Raw genomic sequence first — 18,501 nt, forward strand, 5'->3', positions numbered from 1 at the left:
AACCCGACCTGCCCCCGCCGATGACCTCGACGTACGTCGCGACCATGCTGGCCGGGTACCCGCCCGAGGCGCGGATCGAGCTGGCGCGGCAGGTCGACGCCGACCCCGAGGACCTGGCCGAGGCCGACGCGGTGCTGCAGAGGTTCGACCCCGGAAGGGTTCGCCAGTATCTCGAGGCCCTGGCGCCGCGATCACCGCTGCCGGGAGGCGTCGAGGCCGAGGAACCTGCTGCGGCCGGCCCGTTCGCGATGCCATTGGCGTCCGAAGGGCAGCTGACCTGGCTCGGCGACCGGGCCCTGGTCGAGGTGCCGGTGGCCGCGGACGGCGACTGCCTGTTCGCCGCGGTAGCGGCCTCGATGTTCGAGCAGGGCGAGCCGATGACGACGGTGCAACAGCTGCGGGAGCTTGCGGCCGCTCAGCTCGAGTACGGCTGGGAGCACTACGAAGACTTCATCGATGGCCGGTTGAGCGCGCAGGATGCTGCGGGTCTGATGCGGAGACCGGGCTTCTGGGCCGACCAGCTGGGCGATCTCGTGCCCGCGCTGCTGGCCGATGGCATGGGTCGTCAGCTGGTGGTCGTCGACGAGGGCGGCGCCGTCGCGGCGCTCGGCCCCGAGGCTGCGCGGCCGCTGGTGGTGCTCCGGTTCGAGGCCGGTGGCGGCCACTACGCCGCGGTGCGTCGGACGGACTCGCCGCCGGTGGCGGATGCGCCCCGCTCGCTCACGGTGGACGCCGAGCGGGTGGCCGACTCGCCGCCGCTTGACTCCGCAAACGAGACCGTCTCGTCGCTGTACGAGGCCGCCCTGGCGGCGGCAGTACCGATCGTGAACCCCCAGGCGGCCAGGGGCGAGCCCGATACCACGAGGGTGCTGGTGCAGCCGCGGACCGACGAGAACCAGGTCCAGTGCTTGCAGGTGCTGCTGCGCGATCCGCACGACGTCCGGCTTCCACCGCTGTTCCTGGGCTACCTGGCGGCCCACCTCAGCGCCTCCACGAGGTGGACGGTCGAGCTGCTGGACGGTCGTGGCGCCCGGCCGCTGTCCTTGCTCACTGTCTCGCCGCCTGGGGCGGCACAGCCGGGCGCCGCCGAGGCCGCGATCGAGTTCGTGCGGATCCACCAGCGTGCGACGGAGCAGTTCGTGCTGCCCCGAACGGCGATCGGCCCGGACCACGGGTCCGTCCGCGGAGACGTCGCGCGGACCTGGGTATGGACGGTGCTCTGGGCCATGACGTTGTACGTGCGCGCCTTCCCCGAGGCGAACGCCGCCGAGGTGGTGCAGGAGTTCGGTGTGCTCGGCGAGCTCCGCGAACAGCAGCGGGTCAGCGCCGACGAGGTGCGCTCCCAGACGCAGGCGCTGCTGCGCACGATCTGGAACCGGGTGAGCGTCGACGAGGACCACGGTGCGGACCGGCCGTCTCCGTGGTCGTTCGAGGCAGAGCTCGTCGCCGGCTGGGTGCAGGTCACGGTGGATCAGGAGGAGAGCGAACCGCACGGCCCCGGTCCGTCCCAGCTGGATGCCGGCTGGCTGGCGAGTCGGCTGGCCATCGATCTTGGACGACGGGTCAGGGTCGTCGATGGGCTCAGTCCGACCGCGAGCTCGCTGGCCGAGGTGGACCTCCCGCCATTGTGGCCCGCCCCAGCGGTGCCACATGACGAGCTCTGGGCAACGGTCCAGCAGACCGCGGACGAGGTGTTCGGGCCGGCCGACGAGGCGGAGGAGCTGCGCCGGACCAGGCCGATGGAGGTCATGGCGCACTACCTGGCCTCGGTCCCGGGAGCGGACCTTGAGGAGGTGGTCCGGCGGTTCGGCGCGCTCTCCGCTCTGGGGAGCGACTCGCCACCGGCTCCCGCGACCGCGTTCAGCTCGTTGAGCCTTCACGCCACCTCGACCCTGTACGAGTCGGCCAGTCAGTCGCTCGCGTCTGCGTTGGCGGGGACTCGCGGGCGCGCGGGGTCAGCGGCCGGGTCCAACCGGTTCGCCCTCGTCTTTCACCCAGACGTCCCCCTCACCGTGCAGCTGGTGCTCAACGATGAGCAGGACGCGCAACTGCCCGAGGCGCTGCTGGGGTATGTAGCGAGCGCGCTGGCGGCCGGCGAGGGCCGGACGGTGCAGCTCGTGGACGGGACCAGTGACACACCGCGCCTGCTGCTGACCGTGCCGGCTCCACCGGCCGCTGTGGTACCCGACGGCGATCCCTGGGCTGGCGCCGCCCGCGCAATGTTTGCGTCAGTTCGGTCGATCTTGATGGATCACGTGGCATTTCCGGATGAGCCGATAGGCCCATCCCCCCAAGGGGCCGCGGAGTCGCGCCAGCGGCGGCACCTGCGGACCACCTTGTGGGCCATGGCCGTCTATCTCTGCGCGAACCCCGATGTCGACCCGATCGATGTGGTCGCTGAATTCGGTGGCCTCGCTGGACTTCACCCGCTGCCGGAGGCCGACCTCGATGTCCTTCGCGCCCAGCTGGATCAGCGTCTCGACACCATCTGGGGCTGGCATCCGGTGGGCCAGGGCAGGCCCGGCGACGACTGGCAGTGGCTCTGGCCGGTCACGATGGAGCTGGTCGAGGGGCGAGTGCACGTGACCTTGGGACGGACCCTGCCGTCACAGCCGGGCACCGGTGTCAGCGCGCTGGACGCCGCGTGGCTGGCCAGTGGGCTGTCGCTGGAGACCGGACGCGTGGTGCGGGTCCTGGACGGTTCGGACGCTCGGCGTGCCCCGCTCGCCCGGATCGAGGCACCGGACACCGTTCGGACGGCTGGTCCGAACCATCAGGACGAGCTGCGCTCGGGCCTCCTCGTCGCCCTTGACGAGCAGTTCGGTACGGCGCTCGACGACGCCGCTCAGTCCGCGCGCGAGCACGTGCGGGAGCTCTTGGTGCAGTACGTCGGCTCTGTCCCCGCGGCGGACGTGACGGACGCCGCCCAGCGGTTCGGCATGCTGTCCGGCCTGGCTGGCGAGCCGTCGTCCCGGCTGCCGGTGGTCGGTGCCGCCGTGCAGGTGTCCGGGCTGGCCTCGGTCCGTGGTCGCTACGGTCCGCGAGCGTTCGAGGTGCGCCAGCACCTGCCCGGCGTGGACGGGCCAGTCCTTCCCGAGATCCTGGAGGTGACCCGCCGCGACCGGCTGGTCCCCGAACCGGGCTTCGAGCAGCGGCTGCCTCCCTCGGCGCTGCGCGAGCTCGCGGCGCGGATCGAGGCCCGCGCGACCTGGCGAGCGGCGACGGACAACACCGTCTGGGTGCCGACCTCACCGGCGCGGGAGTCAGAGGACGGGATGGCCACGTCGACCGGACGGTGGGTCCGGGTGCGCTGGGAGGGCGTGGTCGGCGACCGGCTTCCGGAACCAGTGCACGGCCTCGTGGTGGTGCTGCCGGCCGGTCACGCCGGGCCGCGCCGGCCAGGCAGGGTGCTGTCGCTGGAGGCCTCGGACGACGACATCGACGCGGTGCTCGCGGCCGGCCTGGGGTTCGGCCAGGGTGAGTGGTGGGGGTTGTCCGTGGCTGCCGGGCGTGATCTGGCCGAGCAGTGGTTGGCCCAGGCCCAGGACCCGTACGGGCTCCCGGTCGTCGACGAGGCCGCGTGGGTGTTCGCTGGCGCGGAGCGGGACGACGCCGATGGCTGGCTGCTGCCTCCCGGTCCGGGTGCGCCCGGCCTCGAAGCAGGGCTGCTTGACGGGCAGCTGGACCGGCTGCGCCCGCTGACGCCGGCGACTCCTGAGGTCGTCCCGATGACCTGGCTGCGCGACCACCGTGAGATGGCCCAGCTGCCCGACCTGGCCGCGCGGCGGTTCCGGCTCCGTGCTGACCTCACCGGCGAGCGGCTGGTGGTCGTGGAGGTCCTGCTCGGTGCGGAGCTGCTCTCGACTCGCGACCCGGATCCGCTGCTCGGCTTGGCAGCCGCGGCACGCTCGCTCACCGCGGGCACGTCAGACGTGCGCATCAACGGCGTGCGACACGTCCTGCGCTTCCGGCTCGACGAGGGTGTTCGTGTCGCGGCCGCTCCGGACGGCATCGGGCGCGAGTGGGCGCGGCCGCCGGCGGAGGTGCTCCAGCCGCCCGACGACGTCACGTTCCGCCAGATCGTGGCGGCCCTGGACCGGGCTTCGCTTCCGCGCTTGTCGCCCGAGCTGCAGGCCCGGGTGACCGCCGCACTCCAGCAGGATCTACCGACCAGGCGCGTCGTCGTCCGAGAGCATTCGCCGTTGCTCGCGAGCAGGCGCTCGCTCGTTCCGGGACACACCGACCGGCACCTTCCCAGGTTTGGTTGGCCTCCTGCGACCAGCTTCGACGTCCGCTCGACTATCGTGGCCGATCCGAGTTCTGGTGCGCCGGTGGCAGTCGTCGAGATCGTGGTGCGGGTCCTGCTGGCACGCGAGCCGGGCTCAACCAAACCGATGCGGGACGAGGACCTGGCTGCGGTACACCTGCAGATGCTCAGTGCGGCGCAGGAGGTGTGGTCGCAGAACCGTCCGGTGGCATGGCGTGGGCTGCCGACGCTGGTCCGGGTCCGTTGGGAGCTGGCACTTTCGACGGCGGATGCCCATCGGGTGCTCTTCGTGGCGCCTGGGGAGGAGAGCGAGCTGCGGGTGCCGCCGGACCTCGCCCTCCCCATCGCCGCCCACGAGCTGGGCCACCTGGTGGGGCTCCCCGACCGCTACGAAGACAAGTCGCATGCACTGCGTCCGCGCGCCATCGTGCGGTCCGGTGGGACGGCGCCGGTGCGGCCGACTGGGGTGCAGCGGAATGTCGAGCTGATGGGCCGCGGCCACCGGAAACGCGTTGCGCCGAGGCCGACGCAGGCCGACCTGGTGCAGATCCTGGACCAGATCGGTGATGCGGTGTACGGGACGGCGACAGCCGAGGAGATCCTGCCCGCCTTGATCAGGGTGGACCAGCGTCAGTGGGTGGTCCCTGAACTTGCGGACGTTCGGGTGAACGGCTACTCGGTCCGTACCGCCAGCAACCCGGACGACACTGGGGTCACTCTCCGGGTGCGTCCACACCTCCAGGTCGCGTGGTCGTCCCAGGTGCGAGCGCCGGAGCGAGCGGCCTTCTGGGTCAGGCTCGGGGAGTCGGCCTCCGATGCGTGGCAGTCGGCTCGCGTCGATCTGGATGGTGTGCCTTGGTCGGTGCTTCCGGAGCTGATGGCCCGGCCGCTCGCGCCGAACGGACCTGACCGGCTCGTCATCTTCGAGCACCCCAGCGCTGCCGGGCGGACCATGCAGCCCTGGGAGTACGCACTGGACGAGGACCCGGACGTCGTTCAAGCCCGCCTGCTGGGCTTCGCCCTCGGGCTGACCGCCCTGGCCCCCTGCGAGGCGCCGTCACCCGACCAGGTACGTGCCCTGTTCGACCAGGCTCGAGCCGCAGCGGTCACTGCCGCAGCCGATCTGCCGGTGTCGAGCACCCCCTCCTACGGCCCGGTCGTTCCGGTGCCGCCGTCGGCGCTGGCCGGGCCGCTGGTCCCGCTGGGCTCTGGCACCGGCGTTCCGCCGGCGCTGACCGACGACCTGGGCCTGCCCGCGATGCTGAGCATGGCGGCTGCGTTCGAGCCATGCACGGTCGTCTATCACCCGGCGCCGGCGGGCGGCTCCCCGCGCAGTTTTGACCTGCACACGTACGCACTGCACGACGGCGCCCGGGTGACCGCGCACCTGGTGGAGATGGCCGTGCGGGTGCAGCTCGTTGCGGCGCCCGGCTTCGAGGCCGCGGTCACCGAGGATCAGCTGGGCGGCCTCGCCGTCCGGATGCGGCGCGCCAACTGGTTCGGACCCTTCGCACTGGGCGAGGGACCCGTGAGGCCACCGGTGTTCGTCCGGGTGGCAGCCCACGTGAACGGCGGTGGGCTGAGGGTGACGATGGCGTCCGCGCACTATCAGTGGCGGGTGGCGCCGCCCGGCGAGCGGCCGCCCGCCGGCACGTTCGTGGCGGCCGACATCACCGACGGCGATCTGGCTGCGCAGGTCCTTGCGCTGGTCGGGATGCGTCCCGGTGACGCGGAGTCCGCGCGCACCGCCGTCGAGCGTGCGCTGGGCGCGACCGCTCGCTCACGGCAGGATGACGACCCGCTTCCGCTGACGCCGCACGGTCCGTGGGTCGGCGCGGGAGTGGCCAACGACGGGCAGTGGGACTGGACGCAGGATCTGGACGCCCTGCGCGCCAGCACGCAGCCTCGTGCGGACGGTGTGCCATCCTCGCAACTGCAGCTGGGCGGCCAGCCTGGGCCATTGCTCCAGCACGACGTGCGCGAGTACCGGCTGCGCAACGGCCACACCGGTGCGGTCGTGCGGATGCTCGAGGTCGAGCTGCGGGCGAGTATCACCGACCAACGGGCCGTCAGTAGCAGGACCGCTCGACTCATCGACGACTCCATGGCTTCATCGGTGGCCCAGCGGCTGTCCGGCCTGATGGCGCGAGACGCGCGCGACGGAGTCCGCGACCTCGTGCGGGTGCACTGGGTGGGTGTCCCGGACGGCAGCCCGGACTATCACGTCCAGTACCGGGTGCAGGACTGGCAGCGGGTGCTCGAGGATCGGCGCGCCGAGCTGCTGGCCCGTCAGGTGGGAGAGCCGTCGCCGACCGGCCGGGTGATGGACGGCATCCACCAGACCCTCGAGCAGACCCTCGGGCGGCCGCCCGGGAGCGTGTCGGGCTGGGAGACAGCTGGCGCGCCCGCCCGACCGGACGCGATGCCGCTGGTGGGGTCGGTTGCCTGGGTGCGGGCGCTCCTGCAGCCCGGTGCGCCGGTCGCGGTGCAGGAGCGGGCGGATCAGGTTTGTGAATTGCGGCTGCCGCAGTGGCGGGTGGCCCCGTCGCGGGTTCTGGACGTCGGCTATGTGGCCGCGATGCTGGCCGGCGACTTCGGCGCGGCGGTTGAGGTGGTGGCCGGCGCGGAGACCGAGGGGACCGCCGAGCCAGATCAGCAAGTGCGGGTGCTGGTCCGGCCGGTCGACACCGGGCAGGAAAATGCCGGGCAGGGGGATGCCGAGATCGTGCCGCTGATCCAGGCGGTGACTGGCCTTGTGGGTCGGCTGTTCAGTGTGTCGCCGGTGATCGTCGAGTCGGCGTCCGAGGGTGTTGCGGCCGCTGTCCGCAGTACCGCGACCAGGGCCATGGTCAGCTATCTGGGCAGCCATCCTCGCGCCGACGCTCGAGCGGTGGTGGAGCGTTTTGGTGAGCTGGCTGGCCTGGCTCGGCGGGACAGCCAGGACCGCCCCGGTCTGCGCGGCGGAGCCGACCCGGCCGACCCTGAGGCCGGCTGGGCCGACCCGGCCGGCGGCCGGCCGGCCGGGCAGGGCTCCTCCCGTGACCACGACCCGATCCAGGACGACCTGCTGCTGCACCCCGCCGCTCCCCGCGACCTGGCGGCTGTGCTGACCGCGATGAACTGGGCCGGAATCGACGCGGCCACGCTGGGCGTCGGTCCCGATGCACGGGGTCCGCTGCCGGAGCCGGCCAGCGCGACCCTGGACGCGCTGGCCGGCGCCTGGCCGGCGGACGACGAGTCGATGCCCCCCGACGCCCTTGACGAGCTCGGCCGGTTGAGCCGCAACGAGATCCGGGCGCTGTCCGAGCTGGTCGAACGGGTGTCGCTGGTGCGCGGGCCGGACCGGCGGACGATGATCGCCTCGCTGGCCACGATGGGCCGGGCCGGGCTGCTGGACGACGCGCTGGCCGCGGTGCAGGACCTTGCCGATAGCCGGGCCCTCGATCCTGCCCAGCTTCAGCGGCTCCGCGAGGTGACGGCGAGTATGAACGGTCCGGCGGTGGTCCGGCCACTGCACGCGGACCCTGAGGCCGACGTGCAGCACGCGGTCTTCCAGCTGGCCCGGGCGTCCCGGAGGGGCGAGCAGATCCAGGACGACGTGCTGCTGCGGGCCGCCGCACCGCCCGACCTGCCGACGGCGGCCTTGGTGGCGGACTACCTGGTTGGCCACGGCCTGAGCCCACACTGGCAGACCCTGATGACGAACCTGGACCGCCCGACTGACCTGATCGCTGACCCGGCCGGCGGGGCAGCGGCACCGACCCGGCGCGGCGAGGCACAGCTGGTCACCGACCTGCGGACCGCGATGGCCCGGACCGCCTTGGAGCAGCTGTCGCCGCAGGTGCGCTCTTGGTTGCAGTCCATCGAGGGCATCGCCAGGGAGGCGACCAGCCTGGCCGAAATCGACGACGAGGGCGTCGTCCGGCTGGCGCTGGTGGCTCACCACCGCGGCCTGCTCGCCGCGGCCGCCCGGCCGCCCGACGAGAGCCGCGCATCCGAGGTTGTCGAGCGGCTGGTCATCGCCGCGCAGCTGGCCGGGATATCCGAGTTCCGGCTCGGCGAGTCGGTGGATGCGGTTGCCGCTGGTGGCATTCCTTGGATCTGGGTGCTGAGGCAATGGGTCGGGAGCTGGCCGGCCTCCCAACGCGGAGTGCGCGAATGGCACCCCGCCGCCGCACGGCTGACGGCGCAGTCACCGCCCATCGAGCTGGCCCGGCTGCGGGGGGTGCTGGCCGACCGGCCCGCGCACGTCCTGGATGCCTTGGCGCGCACGGTGGACGACGCCAGCCAGTTCGCCCGGGCGATCGTCGTCGCACAGCGGCAGGGACTCCTGGGCGCGCTGGATGCCGCGCTGGACAAGGTCGCCCGGGCGGCCGAACATCCCGAGGTCATTCGTTGGGCGGAGCTGAACCACCTGAGCGACCTCGCGGGGAGGGATGTCGATCCCGAGTCGACCCTGCGATCCACGCAGGTCGACTTCGAACGGCCCATGTTCTGGCGGCTGGATCGGTTGCGGCAGTGGCGCGTCTTGACCGTTCAGCACCTGGAGCCGCTGCGGGTGCGCGCCCTGGAGTTGGCGACCGGGACCGGGCCGGCCTCGCCGCACGGCCCGTGGGGGACGGATGCTCAGGGCCGTGCGCTGCTCGACCCGGCGGCCTGGCGGGACCGGGTGGAGACCGCCGAGAGCTGGTTCTGGGGGCTGTCCCCGGACCAACGCCAGGACGTGATGCGCGCCGCGTTGCGAGGCGAACGCCCGGTTGCCGCGATCCTCACTCCGCCCTCCGCCACCGAACTGGGCAGGGCGCTGGCGCGAACCAGTCCGCCTGGGGACAGGACGCCGGACGCTGTCCTGCGCGACATTCGGGAGCCCGAGCCGACCGGCCAGGTCATGGCCAGCGTCGAGCAGGTGATGTCGGACGTCGCCGGAAGCGTGGCGGGCTCGGAGACGGCTGCACCGAGTGCACCACCGAACGCGGAAACGGTGGGCACGCTCGATTGGGTGCGCGCGCTGGCGCAGCCGGGTGCGCCGGTCGCCGTGCAGGAGCGGGCGGATCAGGTTTGTGAGCTGCGGCTGCCGCAGTGGCGGGTCGCCCCGTCGCGGATTCTGGACGTCGGTTACGTGGCCGCGATGCTGGCCGGCGACTTCGGCGCGGCGGTCGAGGTGGTCGCCGGCGCGGAGACCGAGGGGACCGCCGAGCCAGATCAGCAAGTGCGGGTGCTGGTCCGGCCGGTCGACACCGGGCAGGAAAATGCCGGGCAGGGGGATGCCGAGATCGTGCCGCTGATCCAGGCGGTGACTGGCCTTGTGGGTCGGCTGTTCAGCTTGCCGCCGGTGATCGTCGAGTCGGCGTCCGAGGGTGTTGCGGCCGCTGCCCGCAGTACCGCGACCAGGGCCATGGTCAGCTATCTGGGCAGCCATCCTCGCGCCGACGCTCGAGCGGTGGTGGAGCGTTTTGGTGAGCTGGCTGGCCTGGCTCGCCGGGACAGCCAGGACCGCCCGGGTCTGCGCGGCGGAGCCGACCCGGCCGACCCTGAGGCCGGCTGGGCCGGCTCGGCCGGTGGCAGGCCGGCCGGGCAGGGCTCCTCCCGTGACCACGACCCGATCTAGGACGACCTGCTGCTGCACCCCGCCACTCCCCGCGACCTGGCGGCGTTGTTGACCGCGATGAGCCGGAGAGGGCTGACCGCGGCCTCGCTGGGCGTCGGTCCCGATGCGCGGGGTCCGCTGCCGGAGCCGGCCAGCGCGATCCTGGACGCGCTGGCCGGCGCCTGGCCGGCGGACGACGAGTCGATGCCCCCCGACGCCCTTGACGAGCTCGGCCGGTTGAGCCGCAACGAGATCCGGGCGCTGTCCGAGCTGGTCGAACGGGTGTCGCTGGTGCGCGGGCCGGACCGGCGGACGATGATCGCCTCGCTGGCCACGATGGGCCGGGCCGGGCTGCTGGACGACGCGCTGGCCGCGGTGCAGGACCTTGCCGATAGCCGGGCCCTCGATCCTGCCCAGCTTCAGCGGCTCCGCGAGGTGACGGCGAGTATGAACGGTCCGGCGGTGGTCCGGCCACTGCACGCGGACCCTGAGGCCGACGTGCAGCACGCGGTCTTCCAGCTGGCCCGGGCGTCCCGGAGGGGCGAGCAGATCCAGGACGACGTGCTGCTGCGGGCCGCCGCACCGCCCGACCTGCCGACGGCGGCCTTGGTGGCGGACTACCTGGTTGGCCACGGCCTGAGCCCACACTGGCAGACCCTGATGACGAACCTGGACCGCCCGACTGACCTGATCGCTGACCCGGCCGGCGGGGCAGCGGCACCGACCCGGCGCGGCGAGGCACAGCTGGTCACCGACCTGCGGACCGCGATGGCCCGGACCGCCTTGGAGCAGCTGTCGCCGCAGGTGCGCTCTTGGTTGCAGTCCATCGAGGGCATCGCCAGGGAGGCGACCAGCCTGGCCGAAATCGACGACGAGGGCGTCGTCCGGCTGGCGCTGGTGGCTCACCACCGCGGCCTGCTCGCCGCGGCCGCCCGGCCGCCCGACGAGAGCCGCGCATCCGAGGTTGTCGAGCGGCTGGTCATCGCCGCGCAGCTGGCCGGGATATCCGAGTTCCGGCTCGGCGAGTCGGTGGATGCGGTTGCCGCTGGTGGCATTCCTTGGATCTGGGTGCTGAGGCAATGGGTCGGGAGCTGGCCGGCCTCCCAACGCGGAGTGCGCGAATGGCACCCCGCCGCCGCACGGCTGACGGCGCAGTCACCGCCCATCGAGCTGGCCCGGCTGCGGGGGGTGCTGGCCGACCGGCCCGCGCACGTCCTGGATGCCTTGGCGCGCACGGTGGACGACGCCAGCCAGTTCGCCCGGGCGATCGTCGTCGCACAGCGGCAGGGACTCCTGGGCGCGCTGGATGCCGCGCTGGACAAGGTCGCCCGGGCGGCCGAACATCCCGAGGTCATTCGTTGGGCGGAGCTGAACCACCTGAGCGACCTCGCGGGGAGGGATGTCGATCCCGAGTCGACCCTGCGATCCACGCAGGTCGACTTCGAACGGCCCATGTTCTGGCGGCTGGATCGGTTGCGGCAGTGGCGCGTCTTGACCGTTCAGCACCTGGAGCCGCTGCGGGTGCGCGCCCTGGAGTTGGCGACCGGGACCGGGCCGGCCTCGCCGCACGGCCCGTGGGGGACGGATGCTCAGGGCCGTGCGCTGCTCGACCCGGCGGCCTGGCGGGACCGGGTGGAGACCGCCGAGAGCTGGTTCTGGGGGCTGTCCCCGGACCAACGCCAGGACGTGATGCGCGCCGCGTTGCGAGGCGAACGCCCGGTTGCCGCGATCCTCACTCCGCCCTCCGCCACCGAACTGGGCAGGGCGCTGGCGCGAACCAGTCCGCCTGGGGACAGGACGCCGGACGCTGTCCTGCGCGACATTCGGGAGCCCGAGCCGACCGGCCAGGTCATGGCCAGCGTCGAGCAGGTGATGTCGGACGTCGCCGGAAGCGTGGCGGGCTCGGAGACGGCTGCACCGAGTGCACCACCGAACGCGGAAACGGTGGGCACGCTCGATTGGGTGCGCGCGCTGGCGCAGCCGGGTGCGCCGGTCGCCGTGCAGGAGCGGGCGGATCAGGTTTGTGAGCTGCGGCTGCCGCAGTGGCGGGTCGCCCCGTCGCGGATTCTGGACGTCGGTTACGTGGCCGCGATGCTGGCCGGCGACCTCGGCGCGCCGGTCGAGGTGGTCGCCGGCGCGGAGACCGAGGGGACCGCCGAGCCAGATCAGCAAGTGCGGGTGCTGGTCCGGCCGGTCGACACCGGGCAAGAAAATGCCGGGCAGGAGGATGCCGAGATCGCACCGCTGACCGGGGCGGTGACTGGCCTCCTGGGTCGGCTGTTCAGCTCACCCCCGGTGATCGTCGAGTCGGCGCCCGAGGGTGTTGCGGCCGCTGCCCGCAGTACCGCGACCAGGGCCATGGTCAGCTATCTGCGCAGCCATCCTCGCGCCGACGCTCGAGCGGTGGTGGAGCGTTTTGGTGAGCTGGCTGGCCTGGCTCGCCGGGACAGCCAAGACCGCCCCGGTCTGCGCGGCGGAGCCGACCCGGCCGACCCTGAGGCCGGCTGGGCCGGCTCGGCCGGTGGCAGGCCGGCCGGGCAGGGTTCCTCTCGTGATCATGGCGCGAGCGATGGCGATCTGGCGGCGGTGTTGACCGCGATGAACCGGGCCGGAATCGACGCGGCCGCGCTGGGCGTCGGTCCCGATGCACGGGGTCCGCTGCCGGAGCTGGACCGGGCGATCCTGGACGAACTGGCCGGGGCCTGGCCGGCGGACGACGAGTCGATGCCCCCCGACGCCCTTGACGAGCTCGGCCGGTTGAGCCGCAACGAGATCCGGGGGCTGTCCGAGCTGGTCGAACGGGTGTCGCTGGTGCGCGGGCCGGACCGGCGGACGATGATCGCCTCGCTGGCCACGATGGGCCGGGCCGGGGTGCTGGACGACGCGCTGGCCGCGGTGCAGGACATTGCCGATGGAAGCGCCCCCGATCCTGCAATGCTGCACCGGCTCCGCGAGGTGACGGCGAGTATGAACGGTCCGGCGCTGGTCCGGCCCCTGCACGCGGACCCGGAGGCCGACGTGCAGCACGCGGTCACCCAGCTGGCCCGGGCGTCCCGGTTCCGCGAGCGCATCCGGGACGACGTGCTGCTGCGGGCCGCCGCTCCGCCCGACCTGCCGACGGCGGCCTGGGTGGCGGACTACTTGGTTGGCCACGACCTGAGCCCACACTGGCAGACCCTGATGACGACCCTCGACCGCCCGATCACTGACCTGATCGCTGACCCGGCCGGTGGGGCAGCGGCGCCGGCCAGACCCGGCCAGGCACAGCTGGTCGCGAACGTGCGAGCCGCGATGGCCCGGACCGCCGTGGACCAGCTGTCGCCGCAGGTGCGCTCTTGGTTGCAGTCCATCGAGGGCATCGCCATGCCGGAGACCAGCCTGGCCGACATCGACGACGAGGGCGTCGTCCGGCTGGCGCTGGTGGCTCACCACGGCGGCCAGCTCGCGGCGGCGGCGGGGCCGCCCGACGAGAGCCGCGCTGCCGAAGTCCTCGAGCGGCTGGCCATCGCTGCGCAGCTGGCCGGGCTGCACGCGTTCCACCTCGGCGAGTCGGTGGAGCTGGTTGTGGCTGGTGGCATTCCTCCGACCAGGCTGATGATGCCCTGGGTCCGGAGCTGGCCGGCCGCCCAACGCGGAGTGCGCGAATGGCACCCCGACGCCGTACGGCTAGCCGGGCAGGCACCGCCCATCGAGCTCGCGCGACTGCGGTGGGTGCTGACCGACGTGGCCCCGCACGTCCTGGATGCCTTGGCGCGCACGGTGGAGGACGCCAGCCAGTTCGCCCGGGCGATCGTGGTCGCACAGCGGCAGGGACTCCTCGGCGCGCTGGTGGCCGCGCTGGACCAGGTCGCCCGGGCGGCCGCGCATCCCGAGGTCATTCGTTGGGCGGAGCTGGAGCACCTGCCCGACCTGGCGGCGCTGCTGCCGGGCCGGCTTCAGTCACGGTCCGCGACGGCCAGCCTCCGGTATGACGGCGAGCTGCGGACCGGGATGGACGTCGACCCCCAGTCGGCCTTGCGATCCGCGCAGTCCCACTCCGGACGGCCCAGGTTGCTACGGATGGGTCGGTTGTGGCAGTGGCGTTCCCTGACCGTTCATCACCTGGAGCCGCTGCGGGTGCGCGCTCTGGAGGTGGCGACCGGGACCGGGCCGGCCTCGCCACTCGTTCCGTGGGGGACGCACGCTCAGGGCGTGGCATTGCTCCGCCCGGCGGTCTGGCGGGACCGAGTGGAGGCCGCCGAGCGCTGGTTCTGGGAGCTGTCCCTGGACCGACGCCGGGCAGTTGCGCGGGCCGCGCTCAGCGGCGAGCGCCCGGTTGCTGCGATCCTCACTCCGCCCTCGGCCACCGAACGGGGCAGGGCGCTCGTGCATACCCTGCAGCCGGCGTCCAGGCTGCTGGCCGTGTTGCTGCTGGCGGACCAGGCCGGGGTCGACCCGCGGGACTGGCGGCTGGACGCCGCCGGCCGGATCGTCGACCCGAGCACCCAGGCGCCACCGGTGCTGGCGTTGCACGGTCCGCGCGCCGTCCTGGCCGCCGACCTGGAGTACCTGGCGCAGGTCCGGGCGGTGTGGTCACTGCTGGCTGGCCCGGCGCCGGACGACCTGCCCGACTGGTTGCGGGATCCCAACCAGCCCGCACCGCTCACGCCTGGAACGGGGACCCCTGCGCCAGCCGCGACCTTCGGCGTCCGGGCCTGGGACCGGCTCGCACAGGACCTCCTGGACGTCGAGGCGGGTCGGCTGGACGCCGGGGACGCCGCCGGACCTGAGTTCGAGGACTGGCTGCGATCGGTGGACCTACGGCGCCGGCTGGCCGACCACGAGCGCGACGACGGAATCGCGAGGCTTGCGAGGGTGTTTGGACGCCGGTTCGACCTGGTCACCCGCTCCGCCGCGGAGCCGATGCGCCTCGCCGCCGAGTCGCGGCTGCGCGAGCTCCGGGCGCTGGTCGAGGGTCAGGCCGCCGGCACGGTGACCGAGGCGGACGCAGCGCGCGAACTCGACCGGTTGGCTGACGGCATCGTGGGCTTCCGGGGGAACGCCTACGGGGAAGCGCTGGCCGGGCGACTGGTGCGCGGCCGGAACGGCGCGCTGTGGATCGCTGCGGCCCGCCAGCTGGACGACCCCAGCGACATCAGTAGCGACTTCGGCTCCTCGTCGGTGACCGCCGCGGGCACCTCGGCGACGTTGGTCGACGCGGGTGGGGTGACTGCCGACGCATCGGCGAGCCAGCAGGTTCCGCCGCAGCCTTCGCCGCAGCCTTCGGTGCAGCCAACGGTGCAGCCAACGGTGCAGCCAACGGTGCAGCCAACGGTGCAGCCATCCGTGCAGCCATCGGTGCACCAGTGGGTGCACCAGGCCGCCCAGCAGCTGGGCCTCGACCTGCCGGCGGTCGCCGGATCGGCGATGTCTCTCGAACCCCAGCTGCGGTCGGAGGGCGGCCCGGACGGGCCGCTGCAGGTGATTGTGCCGGGCCGAGTCGATCCCCTGGACCTGGGGTATGTGGCCGCGATGCTCGCGGCGGCGTCCGGACGTTCAGTTGAGGTCGTCGCCGATGGCGGCACGAGCCCGGTGCGGGTGGACGTGGAACCGTCGCGGCCCCAGCCCGGCGCCCCGACCACGGCCGAAGCCGACCCAGCAGCGGGACGACCGAGCGCCCTGGAGCGTCAGGTCGCGGTCGCCGCCCAGCGGCTGTTCGACCTGCCACTCGACATCACCGAGCCCGGCCCCGAACGTGCCCGCGCCGAGCTGCGCAGCACCACCCTGTCCGCGATGGTCGGCTACCTGCGGACGCACCCCGACGCCGACCTGCCCACCGTCGTCCAGCGTTTCGGTGACCTCGCCGGCCTGCCGCCCAGGACCGACCGCACGCCACCACGCCTCCAGGGCGGCGGAGCCGACTGGGCCGACTCGGGCGGCGGCCGGCCGGCCGGGCAGGGCTCCTCCCGTGACCACGACCCGATCCAGGACGACCTGCTGCTGCACCCCGCCGCTCCCCGCGACCTGGCGGCTGTGCTGACCGCGATGAACTGGGCCGGAATCGACGCGGCCACGCTGGGCGTCGGTCCCGATGCGCGGGGTCCGCTGCCGGAGCCGGCCAGCGCGATCCTGGACGCGCTGGCCGGGGCCTGGCCGGCGGACGACGAGTCGATGCCCCCCGACGCCCTTGACGAGCTCGGCCGGTTGAGCCGCAACGAGATCCGGGGGCTGTCCGAGCTGGTCGAACGGGTGTCGCTGGTGCGCGGGCCGGACCGGCGGACGATGATCGCCTCGCTGGCCACGATGGGCCGGGCCGGGCTGCTGGACGACGCGCTGGCCGCGGTGCAGGACGTCGCCGATGGAAGCGCCCCCGATCCTGCAATGCTGCACCGGCTCCGCGAGGTGACGGCGAGTATGAACGGTCCGGCGGTGGTCCGGCCCCTGCACGCGGACCCGGAGGCCGACGTGCAGCACGCGGTCTTCCAGCTGGCCCGGGCGTCCCGGAGGGGCGAGCAGATCCAGGACGACGTGCTGCTGCGGGCCGCCGCCCCGCCCGACCTGCCGACGGCGGCCTGGGTGGCGGACTACCTGGTTGGCCACGACCTGAGCCCACACTGGCAGACCCTGATGACGACCCTGGACCGCCCGATCGCTGACCTGATCGCTGACCCGGCCGGCGGGGCAGCGGCGCCGGCCCGGCGCGGCGAGGCACAGCTGGTCACCGACGTGCGGGCCGCGATGGCCCGGACCGCCTTGGACCAGCTGCCGACAGAACTGCAGGACTGGCTGTGGCGCATCGAGGGCATCGCCTGGGAGGCGACCAGCCTGGCCGACATCGACGACGAGGACGTCGTCCGGCTGGCGCTCGCGGCCCACCACCGCGGCCTGCTCGCCGCGGCGGCGAGGCCGCCCGACGAGAGCCGCGCATCCGAGGTTGTCGAGCGGCTGGTCATCGCCGCGCAGCTGGCCGGGATCTCCGCGGACGACCTCGAGGAGTCGGTGAATGCGGTTGCCGCTGGTGACATTCCTCGGTCCGGGCCGCTGAGTCGCTGGGTCGGGAGCTGGCCGGCCTCCCAACGCGGAGTGCGCGAATGGCACCCCGACGCCGCACGGCTAGCGGCGCAGTCACCGCCCACCGAGCTGGCCCGGCTGCGGGGGGTGCTGACCGGCCGGCCCGCGCACGTCCTGGATGCCCTGGCGCGCACGGTGGACGACGCCAGCCAGCTCGCCCGGGCGTTCCTGGTCGCCAACCGGCTGGAACTCTCGGGTGTCCTGCAGGCCGCGCTGATCGACGCCATCCGTTCGCCGGACCCATACCACGTGCACATCCTCGCGGCGCTGCTGCCGGGCCGCCACCAGTCGCAGTCCGCGGCGGCCGGCATCCGGTACGACGCCGAGCAGGGAACCGGGATGGATGTCGACGCCGAGTCGGCCTTGCGATCCGCGCAGGTCGACCCCGATCGGCCCATGTTGCTGTTGGCTCGGTTGCGGCAGTGGCGCGTCCTGACCGTTCGGCACCTGGAGCCGCTGCGGGTGCGCGCTCTGGAGTTGGCGACCGGGAGCGGGCCGGTCTCGCCGCACGACCTGTGGGGGACGAATGCTCAGGGCCGCGTGCTGCTCAGACCGGCCGCCTGGCGGGACCGGGTGGAGACCGCCGAGCACTGGTTCTGGCAGCTGTCCCCGGACCAACGCCTGGAGGTGATGCGCGCCGCGCGCCGAGGCAAGCGCCCGGTCGCTGCGATGGCCACCCCCACGTCCGGGGCCGAACGGGGTAGGGCGCTCGTGCGTAGGCTGCAGCCGGCGTCCAGGCTGCTGGCCGTGCTGCTGCTGGCCGACCGGGCGGGGGTCGACCCGTGGGACTGGCGACTAGCTGCCAACGGCCAGATCGTCGACCCGAGCACCCAGGCGCCACCGGTGCTGGCGTTGCGCGGTCCGCGCGCCGACCTGGCCGCCGACCTCGGATACCTGGCGCAGGTCCGGGCGGTGTGGTCGCTGCTGGCTGGCCCGGACGACCTGCCCGGCTGGTTGCGGGATCCCAACCGGCCCGCGCGGGCCGCGCGTGGAACGGTGACCCCTGCACCAGCCGTGACCTTCGGCGTCCAGCCTTGGGACCGGCTTGCGCGGGACATCCTGGACGTCGAGGCGGGTCGGCCGGACGCCGGGGACCCAGCCGGACCTGAGTTCGAGGACTGGCTGCGATCGGTGGACCTGCGGCGCCGGCTCGCCGACCACGAGCTCGACGCCGACGTCACCAGGCTCGCGAGGGTGTTCGGCGTTCGGTTCGACCTGGAACGTCGCGGCTGGTCAGCACTGCGGAGGCGCCGCGCCGTCGAGACGCGGCTGCGCGAGGTCCGGGCGCTGGTCGAGGGTCAGGCCGCCGGCACGGTGACCGAGGCGGACGCTGCCCGCGAGCTCGACCAGTTGGCTCGCCAACTCGAAATCGGCAGTCATCGCGCTGATCCGCGCCTCGGTCGGTTCCCGGGCGACGCCGCAGAAGCGCTGGCCGGGCGACTGGCGCGCGGCCGGAACGGCGTGCTGTGGATCGCGGCGGCCCGCCGGCTGAGCGACCCCTAGGCCGAACGTCGGCCGTCGAAGGCGTCCGCCATGCGAGTCAGCTCGCGCTCCGCAATGCCGTTGCTGGCCCGGGGGACTTCTTGAGGTAGACGTC

At 73.2% G+C, this 18,501-nt stretch carries 2 protein-coding genes (1 of these 2 cut by a window edge); both read left to right on the forward strand.

Annotated elements, in window-relative coordinates:
* Positions 1 to 9,875 carry the 3' portion of a hypothetical protein gene (locus tag ACPPVT_RS03350; RefSeq protein WP_426565452.1) on the forward strand. The gene continues 23,089 nt to the left of window position 1, outside the view, so only the last 9,875 of its 32,964 coding nucleotides appear in the window; the start codon falls outside the window, past its left edge; it ends in the stop codon at positions 9,873 to 9,875.
* Positions 9,876 to 9,932: 57 nt separating this feature from the next.
* A complete protein-coding gene (locus ACPPVT_RS03355; RefSeq protein ID WP_426565454.1) occupies positions 9,933 to 18,407 on the forward strand; it encodes a hypothetical protein in 8,475 nt (2,824 codons plus the stop codon).
* Positions 18,408 to 18,501: the final 94 nt, after the last annotated feature.

The organism is Angustibacter sp. McL0619 (assembly GCF_049994355.1).
Classification (GTDB): domain Bacteria; phylum Actinomycetota; class Actinomycetes; order Actinomycetales; family Angustibacteraceae; genus Angustibacter.